The organism is uncultured Brachyspira sp. (assembly GCF_949287625.1).
Taxonomy (GTDB): domain Bacteria; phylum Spirochaetota; class Brachyspiria; order Brachyspirales; family Brachyspiraceae; genus Brachyspira.
Window position 1 is genome coordinate 1 of sequence record NZ_CASEGO010000103.1, and the last position, 11,550, is coordinate 11,550.

General features: G+C 24.7%; 9 protein-coding genes, 1 tRNA gene and 1 pseudogene. 6 read left to right on the plus strand and 5 right to left on the minus strand.

Annotated elements, in window-relative coordinates; all coding sequences use genetic code 11:
* Positions 1–92: 92 nt before the first annotated feature.
* The 5 genes and pseudogenes from Q1X91_RS12850 to Q1X91_RS12870 all read left to right on the plus strand — a co-directional run.
* Positions 93–930, plus strand: a pseudogene (locus tag Q1X91_RS12850) (cell surface protein); the annotation flags it as partial.
* A gap of 588 nt (positions 931–1,518) precedes the next feature.
* On the plus strand, positions 1,519–1,770 hold the full coding sequence (locus Q1X91_RS12855; protein ID WP_157154782.1) for a C2H2-type zinc finger protein: 252 nt from the start codon (positions 1,519–1,521) through the stop codon (positions 1,768–1,770).
* A gap of 20 nt (positions 1,771–1,790) precedes the next feature.
* Positions 1,791–2,120, plus strand: a complete 330-nt coding sequence (locus Q1X91_RS12860) for a DUF1232 domain-containing protein (RefSeq protein WP_300758216.1) — start codon at positions 1,791–1,793, stop codon at positions 2,118–2,120.
* A gap of 21 nt (positions 2,121–2,141) precedes the next feature.
* Positions 2,142–2,561, plus strand: coding sequence for a hypothetical protein (locus Q1X91_RS12865; protein ID WP_300758218.1), 420 nt, complete (start codon positions 2,142–2,144; stop codon positions 2,559–2,561).
* A 13-nt stretch (positions 2,562–2,574) separates the two neighbouring features.
* The gene (locus Q1X91_RS12870; protein ID WP_300758221.1) at positions 2,575–4,293 is read left to right on the plus strand and encodes a hypothetical protein; all 1,719 of its coding nucleotides are present in this window, start codon (positions 2,575–2,577) and stop codon (positions 4,291–4,293) included.
* Positions 4,294–4,654: 361 nt separating this feature from the next.
* Here Q1X91_RS12870 and Q1X91_RS12875 read toward each other — a convergent pair whose 3' ends face one another.
* The 5 genes from Q1X91_RS12875 to Q1X91_RS12895 form a co-directional block, all read right to left on the minus strand.
* Entirely contained in the window at positions 4,655–8,095 is a 3,441-nt protein-coding gene (locus Q1X91_RS12875; RefSeq protein WP_300758224.1) for a DUF4132 domain-containing protein, read from the minus strand.
* Between the two features lie 169 nt (positions 8,096–8,264).
* Positions 8,265–8,876, minus strand: a complete 612-nt coding sequence (locus Q1X91_RS12880) for a hypothetical protein (protein WP_300758227.1) — start codon at positions 8,874–8,876, stop codon at positions 8,265–8,267.
* A complete protein-coding gene (locus tag Q1X91_RS12885; RefSeq protein ID WP_300758229.1) occupies positions 8,857–10,119 on the minus strand; it encodes an AAA family ATPase in 1,263 nt (420 codons plus the stop codon). Before Q1X91_RS12885 ends, Q1X91_RS12880 begins: the two co-directional genes overlap by 20 nt.
* Before the next feature lie 501 nt (positions 10,120–10,620).
* The gene (rpsT, locus tag Q1X91_RS12890; protein ID WP_300758231.1) at positions 10,621–10,884 is read right to left on the minus strand and encodes a 30S ribosomal protein S20; all 264 of its coding nucleotides are present in this window, start codon (positions 10,882–10,884) and stop codon (positions 10,621–10,623) included.
* 31 nt (positions 10,885–10,915) lie between these two features.
* Positions 10,916–10,990, minus strand: a tRNA-Asp gene (locus Q1X91_RS12895).
* Positions 10,991–11,168: 178 nt separating this feature from the next.
* On the opposite strand from Q1X91_RS12895, the gene Q1X91_RS12900 reads away from it, so the two are divergent.
* Positions 11,169–11,375, plus strand: coding sequence for a hypothetical protein (locus Q1X91_RS12900; protein WP_300758234.1), 207 nt, complete (start codon positions 11,169–11,171; stop codon positions 11,373–11,375).
* Positions 11,376–11,550: the final 175 nt, after the last annotated feature.

Sequence of the window (11,550 nt, forward strand, 5' to 3'; positions counted from 1 at the left end):
GTAATTGCGTTTTTTGCAACTTTTTTGTGCGGCAAAAAAGTTGATAATTCTATATAATGTACATCAGTTGACAAAATGAAATCGTTCCAGTATATACTGGTGATGGTTTCGGTGTTGGTGTGGAATTATACTATGAATAATGTTTCAGGCGATAATAGCAAAATGGTTGATGCTCATACACCTGTAGTAGTATTTAATGCTGTTAATAATAATTTAAGAGCAGCAATACCTGTAAGTATCAGTAAAAAAGATGATGTAGGAAATGGAAGAACTGACTATTTTGGTTTGAGCATACCTGCACAAGTAAGATACTACACTGGAATAGATGCTTTCAACTATATAAGATTTGAATTTAACTATGGTCAAAATTCCTATAAACAAGCAGCAGAAGAATATTCAGCTAAAAATTTAAGTTTCCAATTAAGACTTCATTTCTTAAATACTATAATGGATAATGTAGTTGTTAATCCTTTCTTAAGAATAGATTTCGCTTCTGCTTTAGATGCTAAAGGAAAAGCTGTTATGACAAGCAGTTATACATCTGATATTAAAGCATGGTCTGTTATTGCATCTCGTAAAGCAAGTGCAGGCGAAGAAGCATATGACAGAAACCCTTATGACTTGAGAATACTTCCTAGTATATCTTTAAGTGTTAATACTGATATTGTAAACTTTATATTTGAACCTGGTTTAGGATACAGAGTTGAAGATGACGGAAGAAAAGGAAGCAAACTTGTACATAGTGTATACTGGTCAGCATATGGAGAAGTTTATGTAAGACCTATAGATGCTTTGGAATGGTATTTTGAAATGGACGTAGATAACGGAGTACCTAAAATACAGTCTACAGTAAATGGTTTGCCTATAGCATTCGGTGCCAACACTGGTATCACTTGGTATTTACCTTCTTTAAATCCTAATGCTCAGTAAAATATCGCTGTCATAAAATATAAAGGCAGAGTTAAAATAATATTATAATTTATCCCTGCAATATTTTTTTTACTTATTCTAATCCCCGCCATTTTAGATTTAAAAGCTTTATTTTTTATATAAACTTTGATTAAATCTTCTAAGTCTTCACTTCAAAAAGTGCACCCGCCCAAGCGTTATTTAAATTTGGAATTTATACACCGCACGATAAATAAAAAACTAGTTAATAACACTAACTGCATTATTAACTAGTTTAAATTTTTTTAATCTATTTACCGTGCGTATCAATAAATAAAATACTCAATAATCATTTTTATTTTTTATATAAAGACATAAAATATTGACAAATAAATATTATGGTATATACTTAATTAATGAGAATACTAATATAAGGTTTATTTAATTATGCCGTTTAATCGCATCGCAGCGCATCGCATCGCATCGCATCGCATTATAATATCTTATTAAACTTTATAAACTCATTCTATCAAATAAGTATCAAAAATTTATTTCAATCTTCGGAAATACTTAAATATATTAATGCCATTTCTTTTGGCATTGCAATAAAAAATAAAATAGGAGAATATTATGTCAAATTTTTACTGTGAATATTGCGGATCCAAATTTTCTACAGCAGCTTCTTTATTATCACAAAACTGTCCAAGACACCCAAACGGTATTAATAAAGGAAAGCATAAACTTTATGAGGGTAGCGAAAAATCTAGTTACATTTGTAAATATTGCGGAAGTTCATTTACTTCTTTAAGTTCATTAACTTCTCAAAATTGTCCAAGGCATCCTAATGGAATTAACAATGGAAAACATGCACCAGCGTTATAATAAAATAATAGGAGTTTCTTATGAGTGATTACAATGAATATAATAACAATTCAAACAAACCTGCACAATCTGGAATAGTACCTTGGATACCTTTAATTTTAGCATTAATATACACAGTTTCGCCTGTAGATTTAGTTCCTGATGTTTTACCTGTTCTTGGTTGGTTTGAAGATGCTTTATTATTGGTTGTAGGAGGGCTTAACGGTATACAGAATGGAGTTTTAGAAGCTAATAGTTCATTAAGAGGTATAGTAAAATTTTTGAAATGGGGGCTTTTAATAGTTGGAGGAATAGGAATTATAATAATAGTTCTTTTAGCTATTTTAGTTTTCAAAGTAGCAACAAAATAATTTTTAAGGAGTAACAATATTATGAATGAAAATACATCTAATGATATCAATAATCAATTAACTAGTGTAAATAATAAACTTAGCAGATCTTTAAATGAATTAAATAATTCACAGCAAGCAGGCGGAATAGTAGGAACAATTGCATCAGCAGTTGTGAGTATGAAAGAGATAGAAAAAGATATGATGGTAATAGAAAGACAATTTCAATATTTGATGAAAAAAGCAGATATTGATTTAGAAAAATTTAAACATAGTTTTAATTTAACCTCTAATATGCTTAATAATATTTCCAACAATTTGAATTTATTTGCTCAGCAAGTATTAAGTATACCTACAGATACAATAAATGAATCAGAAATAAAGCATAGAACAGAACTTTTAAATATGGTCAATAATTTTAATATGACAATATCCCAAATGTTAATTAACTTATTAAAGTAATGGAGATAAATAAATGTCTAATAGATTATTAAATGATGAAGAGTTTTTACAAATAAAAAAAGAGCTTGATGATATATTTGCAACAATAGATAGATTGGCATCGCCTTGGATAGATTTAGGAAATGCAGTTGCTGGAATAGGAGTATTATCTGCTTTTTTTATAAATCCATTAGTAGGACTTGGAGCAGCAGCTGCAGGAGCATTTTTAGGATATAGTAAAAAACAAAAAGCATTAGAAGATAAAAGAAAAAAATTTTATGAAGCTTTACCTACACTTAAAAATACAGCAAGAACAAAAATGTCTGCTGTTAAACAAAATATGATTCTTTTAAATAATAATATAAGTTTAACAGAACAATTAATGCTTAATGATTCTAAATTAATATTATCAGAAAATAATAAGCAAAATAAAGAGTATTTAATTAATGGTATAACTTCATCTTTTAAATCTTATTGCAGAGATTCTTATGTGCTTGAATTATATCAATATGCTTTAGATACATTTGAAGCTTGGCTTAATGAAGAATATTCAGCAGATTATGAATGTCCGAATATAGATAATAGTAATGCTAAATGTACTATGAAGCTTTATAACAATTCTGATTTCTATACCGTTGTCTCTAATAACCCAACTATAGGGACATTATTTATAGTAAATAACAACAATGATGATGAAGTAAAATTTATCCCTAAAATAGTAGCAGAAAATATTTACAGGTCATATAGCTATGATGATATTATATTTAAAAATAGAAATAATATAAATTTACGTTTTAGTAATTTATATTTTAAATATAAAAGCTATAGAGAAAATAATGTTTTAAGAAGTTTATATGGATATTATGATAAAATGAATATAGTTTTGCCTATAGTTTTTATAATATCATTTTTTATATCAATGTTAGTAGATGCCAATGCATATAATATCGGAATAGTTAAATTTATATTTTTATCTATATTGCCTGCTTCTGTAATAACTGGAATTACAGCATTAATATGGTTTATAAGTTATCATTATTTATTTAATATTAGGTTTAAATTTTATACGGCTAATTTAATAAAATCAGTTTTATATTTAGTGTCAATGCTTTTAATATTAATTGGTATTCCTACAGTATATGGATATTTATATACTAATAATTACAAGCAGAAGAACATTGAATATATTAATTCATTAAGCAGTGAAATTTCTAATTTGATAGAAAATAAAAAATTTAATGATGCATATAATAAAAATAATTCTCTATATTTAAAATATATTTATCCTTTGGCTGATATTAATGAAGCTGGTATTGTGAAAAAATATAAAAAAGAATTATATGATAATATGTCTACAAACTTTTTTATTAATTTTGCAAATGCTATTAATAATGAGATGAATTATTCAAATTACCAATATGTATTTGATGCTTATAATGATAGAAACAAATATTATAAAAAAATACAAGATGAAAGTTATAAGAATGAAATAAAAGAATTACTTTCAAATATTCACAAAGAAATTGATGAGAAAAGACATGAATATCTATTGTCAGAAGTTAATATTATAAATAATTTAATAAATACTAATAAATCAAAAGCCATAGAGTTACTAGATGATATGAAACACTTTTCTAAAGACAAATTTAAACTATCTGATGATAAAAAATTTATTATTTTTAATGATACCATTTCATATAAAGAATATTGGGAAAAACAGCGAGAAGAATTATTATTAAAAACAAGTAATTAAAATTTTTAGTATATATAAAATTTTAAAGTTTGTCAATTTTTTTTATTGTTCTTTTTCCTGCCGCAAAAAGAACCAAAAAGTGCAAGTATAAAATTGGTAACTAAATAATATTAATTTTGTTTTACATGTATAATAAATTATTAATTTAAGCTAAAATATAGCCCTTTTGCTTCTTTGTGGCAACAAAAGAAGTGGGGCGCGGGGCAAAGCCCTGCAAATATTTTAAATTAAAAAAATTATTTTGACAAAATATAGTTGTTTATGTATATATAATAAAAAACTAGTTAATAATTGCACTTTTAATTATTAACTAGTTTAAATTTTTAATCTATTTACCGTGCGTATTGTTTATTAATAAATATTAATCTCCAAAAACACTTTTTACTATACTGTAAATTGAAGAAGCAAATCTTTTTTCCACTTTTAGAGGATTAATCAAAGTTTCAATACCGTCATTTATCTCGCAAAACTCTATATCGCCAAACTCAATATCTTCATTAGCGTCCATTCCGAAATACATATAGTCAAATGAGATATGAACAGCAATATTGAGATAAGTATCTTTTAATATGTACTCGCAGAAAGTTCCGCCGTCCATAGTCTCGCCTCTAGCCATGTCGTATTTATTTGCTAATGACATTAATACTCCTGCTTTTATTTTTTTGGAATTAAGAGAAGTAATTTTATCTTCGCTTATATCTTTTTCTGTAATCTCTTCATATTTAAAATCAAGCTGTTCTATAGGCTGTGATATCTCATAATCGGATAATTGAGTTTTCCATTTTGATATAGTGTCAGAGTTTAATTCTGAAGGGTGCACTAAAGTTATTAAAGCATTTTCTTTGAGAGTGTACTCTTCTTCATCAACTGTATTGAAAGTGCCGTCTTCCATATATCTGAAACTTTCTATCAAATTGTTATTCTCATCATAAACGCCCCATATTAGTTTTAATGCAAATAGATTCATTATAGGGTTTTCAACAAATACAGTTTTGAAATTATCATAAGTCCATTTTCTGCCGTTTAATAATACTTTCTGAAGTCTTATTTTCTGACTCTGTACTAAAGTTTTTATTTCTTTTTTGAGAGCTGTGCATTCTTTTTTGGCGTTATCTGCTTCTGTTTTGTCGTCTTTGCTGTTTGGAGCTGGGAGCGATTTTATTATTTTTTGTTTATCATTATCTGTTATTGTGAGTTCAAGATCATTGTTTATGGATAATGTAAATGTTCTTTTTGCCTCTCCTCCGTATCTTAAAACTTTTTCTCCTTTTCTGTCAAATCCGAAATTAGGTATTATTCTGTCTGAAAGCTCATCTGTTGTCATATCAAGTAAGTATGCAGCATTTTCCATAGTCTCTATTGCTACTTCTTTTATTTTTGCAGTAGGTGCTTTTCTTGTGAGGCTGTCTACTAATATTAATGCATAGCTTTTTCCGTTTAATGCAATACATTTTACAATAAATGCCCCCATAACAGTACGGGAACCTTTAGCAAACTCTTTTATAAGAGGATAAACTTTATCTATCTTTGAATTATCAGAATATAAAAGATAAGGTATTAAAATATTTTTCTTTGCTGCTTCATAATTAGAATCTTTCCAATAAATATATAACATTTCTAAAGCATTTGTAAATGAAGAAGTATCAAGAATCTCAGTAAGCATGCCGCAGTCTTTTAATCTGGCAGGCTCAACCAAGTTCATATATTCCATAATAATATATTTAAATATTCTATTATCAGCCAATTTTCCATTATTGTATAGAACTTTTGTTAAATGAACATCATCTAAAAACTTAATATTTTTTTCATAATTTGTATTGTAATAAGTATCAATAAACTCCAAAGCCTCATCAATGCTTTTGAAATTATCGCCGTATTTTTTAAGATTCCAATTCTTAATAATATTTTTTAATGCCCCTTTAAGTTCTGATGATCTTACCTTCTCTGACATTTTCTCAACATATTCTCTTGTAATCTTTTCATTATCAGAAATAGCTTTAATACAATATCTTTTTACCTCTGCTCTCTTTGTATTTTCAAGAACTGTATAAACTAAATGATAATTTTTATAATTATATTTATTATACAAAGTCTTTAATATATCTAATGCTGTATTTTTATTTGATGCTATATTATCTTTTATAAACTTATCATCATTTAATATATTTACTACTTCATCAAAATAGCTTTTAAATAATTCATCTTTTACGCTATTTATAATAACATTATTATTTTCATCTACGCATCTAAGCTCTTTATATAATGTAGGAAGACATTTTCCGCCATAGTCATAATAATAATTTGAAAAATCTCCTGCATAATCAAAATAGTATGAAAGCAGAATTTCTTTTAATGTAATATTTAATTCTTTATTATTTAATAAACTATCAATAACTTCTTTTAGAGTCTTCTTTCCTATAGATGCCTGCACTTCTATATATTTTCTTATTCCAATCTGAATTGGTAAATATTTAAAAATATCAAGAGCAAACTTTTTATAGTTTTTCATTTCATCGCTGTCATAATTAAATAGAGAGTATAAATAATAAAGTTCTGTATTGAGACAATATTCAGGGAGAGTATTTCCCCATCTGTATGTACTGTATAGATTGTATGTATTTTTTTTGTCTGTATAATATTCAATAAGCATATCAAAGAGTTTATTTTTATCTTTATCAAATATTTCTTCTATTTTTACTGTAGTAGTAAAAGTAGGTCTTTTATTATATCTATCCGAATTATCTTCTGTGAATTTATTAACTATAGTTTGAAATACAGGTATCGACTTTTTTAAATTATTTGTGTCTATTTTATTATCATTATGCTCTAATAAAACACCGCTAAGTACTATAAATATTCTTTTGTTTCTATCATTTTTTAAATCATTTCCTACTAAATTATAAATTTTATAAAAATCTTCTTTATGATTCAAATATAAATCTCTTGCCCCATAAATGAATGCATAATGAAAATAGTTTTGAAAATGCTGTGCTATAAATGCGAAATCATTAGGATAATTTATTGCATTGAAGAATTTCTCTCTAGCTTTATAAGGATTACTGTAATCTAATAATCTTAAATACTCTCCAATTTCAATATTCATATCAATAATATATTCTTCATTATTATTTAATACTTCTACAAATTTATTTTTTATAGCTTCGTTTTTATCTAAAAGAGCAGCAATAACATTTAAAGTATCATAAAGATTTGGCAAAACATCAAATGATTTTATAGCGGCATTTATATATTTCTCATCGCATTCTTTATTATTTTTGATAACAGAACATATTGCAATCAATGGTATTACTGCATCTCTTCCCATTTTATGCAGTATCTTTTTATTATCATTGCTATTAATAATATCAATATATTTATCTGTGTATTCTTCAAACTCTTTACTGAAGTATTTATTAAAATCTTCAAAAACTGTATATATTAATTTTTCACCATTTAAAGTTCTTGCCTGCTCTTTATATCTTTTCTCATATCCATAAACAAGATATCTGAGTGACTTTTCAAAATCTCTATTAACTATATAATCAAAAATAACATATCTAGTTCCGCCTTCTCCTTCTTTATCGTTTCCGTAAAGAAGTATCTTCATAAAATGTTCATATCTTTTCTTTAATGCTTCATCTTCTATAGAAAAATAATCTTGCAAAAAAGCATCTTTATAATGAAAATAATCATAAGGATGCCTTCTTATTTTACTGAAATCATTTGTAGATTCGCATTTCTCCATATCATCTTCTATAGAAGAGCTCTTATAGTATGCTTCAAGTTTTTCTTCTAAGTTCATAATTTATCCTCCAATAAAAACTATATCAATATATAGTATATACATTTTTATTTATTTGTCAATATATAAGTATGATAAGTATAAAATGAATATTTATGAAGATTTATTATAATAAAAAATAATTTTATTAGTTTTTATGTATTATTTTTAGTTTAAAATAAAATATGTATTATATATTTTCTTCATTATCAAATTCTTTAACTATAAATGTATTAAAATCATCTTGACTGCATGCAAAAGATTCTTTAAATAAACATCCTTCAAAATAACCTATTTTATAATAATCTTTATTCTTACGAATATCATTTAAATATTTTTTTAAAGTATCTTTTATTTTAGTATTATAATCAGAATGTTCTTCTTTATAAACCATAATATAAAAAACCCTGCTTTTAGAATCATTAATATCTTTTATTAATTTTAATTCTGATAAAGCAATATAAGTATCATATGCTTTTTTGCACACATCTTCTTTATTTACTGAACCGCTTTTAAACTCTATTAAATATATAATGCCATTTGTAAATTTATAAATAGCATCTACAGAACTTACCTTTAAACTAAATTTATATTTTGAATTATATTTTTTTATTAATTTATCTCCATTAATAACTTTATTTTCCGCATCAGTTATATAAGTTACAATATAATCTTTTAAAGTATCACTTTTAACTTTACTTAAAGATGTTTCTTTTAAAGTATCTTCTAAATTGTAATAATCCAAATTATAAATTTCTGATAATATTGATTGTTTTAATTCATTAAGGATTATTTCTCTCATTATCCTGCTCTTCTCTCATATTAGACAATATCTCTAAAGGTTCATACATTTTTTCATAAATTATATCCAAATTATCATTAACATTTTTAAATACTACATTACATTTATTTTCTGCTAATTCAGTAATATAAAAATTAACTCTTTCATCTATATTATGCCTTTTAGAAAATCTGTTGATAGCCTCCAAAAAATAATGACTATGAGTAGTTATAGTAATAGTTAAATTAAAATATTTCTGTAATAAAACAATTAACTCAGCATAAATCAACTGCCATTTTGGGTGAAGATGTATTTCAGGCTCATCTAATATAAGAACATCTTTTTCATTCAAAGAACCATTTTCTAAAAGCCTTTTTATTATTACAAAAGATTTTAATCCAGCAGAAAGATTTTCTAATTTTATTTCAACATCTTTATCATTATAGTATAAATAAAAATCATTATCTTTATTTATTATTTTTGCATTCATAACACTATTAAATACATCATAAACTTTTTCTAAAATTTCTTTATTATTCACTGAATCAAAAACATTTTTATTATCATCAGATATAAAATCATATATTGTTTTTTCTAAAATAAAATTATCGGTATCAATATCACTATTTATATAATTTATAATAAAAGGATTATCTATATAAAATGCATTATGAATAATATTAAAATCAGATTCAAATTTTATACATTCGTCATTTTTAAACTCTATATTCATTTTTTGTTCTTTTATTTTTAATTCCAATTCAGCATTTACATTTTTATTAAATAAATTATTAATTTGATTTTCAAAAATATTTCCAAAATAATCACTCATTATTTGAAATTTTAATTTATCTTCAGAGACATGCATAACTTTTAATATATCATCTGCAACTTTATAAATTGTTTCATCGTTTATATTATTAATAATTTTATCTGGAATATTTATCTTTAATATATTAAATAATTTATCTCTATTTATATCATTACATGGATAATCTATATTATAGAATATATTATCCATTATCTCAAAATAATAATGCTTTATTTCATTTTTAAAAATATATCTAATTAAAGTTTGATACAATTTTCTTCTGAAATCTTTTTCTATACGTTCATTTTTAAAATCTTCATAATTAAATATAGAAAATAAAATCTTACCTATTGTGCTTTTTCCTGTATCATTATCTCCGCATATTACAGTTATGCCGTCTATTTTTATATCTGCTTTCTCTATCTTTGCAAAGTTAGATATTTTTAATCTCATAAGAAATTATCCTAAAATACTAGAATTATCGTCATCAAATATTATAACATTATAAGTAAAAAATATATTAATTTCTACAATTTTATATATTATTAATGTTAAATAAAAAAGCCCATGCATTAAGCACAGGCTAATAAAAAAGGAAAAAAAAATTTAAACTATTTATTCTTCTATTATACTATCAATTAGTATATCATTATATTCATTGATTAATAAATTATACTCCTCATCGTCTATAACTGTGCAGTCATTATTTATGCTGTTTAATAATTTTGTCATATAAAATCCTCCGTTTTTAATTAATATATTCTAATCATTTTATGTGATAAAATTGTTATATATTGTAACTAATTATTAATCTCTTATATTATTAATATAAGAAATAAACAGATAAATGCAAGAATTTTTTACATAAAATTTAAAAAAATATTAATAGTGTTAAAATAAAAAAGACCTATACACCATCAAGGGTACAGGTCTTATTAAGTTCCAAATTAAAAATTAATTCATAGCATTAATTTTTTTCATCATATCAGATTTTTTTGCTGCAGCTCTGTTGGAGTGTATAACAGATTTTCTAGCAGCTTTATCTAAAGCACTTGCATATTTTTTGAATTCTGTCATAGCTGCAGATTTATCATTACCTTCTATAGATTTAATAACTTTCTTTTTTTGAGTATTTAAGAAACTTTTAATTTTTCTATTATAAAGGTTTTTAACTTCGTTTTGTCTCAATCTTTTAGATGCTGAAGCTATATTAGGCATTATATTTCTCCGTGGTTTAAATAAAAAAAAGCGGAGTTGACGGGGCTCGAACCCGCGGCCTCCTGCGTGACAGGCAGGCGCTCTAACCAAACTGAGCTACAACTCCAAACTAGTTAATGAATGCTTGCATTATACTACAAAGTTATTTTTTGTCAAGTGGTAATATTAAAAAAATTAATATTATTTTCTTAAACTATATAAAAAAACCTTATATAAGATGTTTATCAAATTATAAAACTAATGTATGATTAATTATTATATCATTTGTAAAGAAGAATAAAAACATGAAAAAAATAATAACATTTATAATCATACTCGCCATTATAATATCTTCTAATGTAATTGCTGAAAATATAGTATATATAACTAAAACAGGTAAAAAATATCATCTTAAAAACTGCCGCACTATAAAAGGAGAGGCGTATGAAATATCATTATCAGAGGCAGAATATAAGGGATATACTCCATGCAAGGTATGCAAACCATACTAAACTGTTTTAAAATAAGAATTATACTTTGACATTTATATATTATTTAATTATAATAATATTATGATAAATATTAATGTTTTAAATGACTACTTTATGCGTTATCTGTTTGCTAAAGAAGGACATGAACGTATTTTGAAAAACTTAATTAATTCAGTAAGAGCTGACTATAATCAAG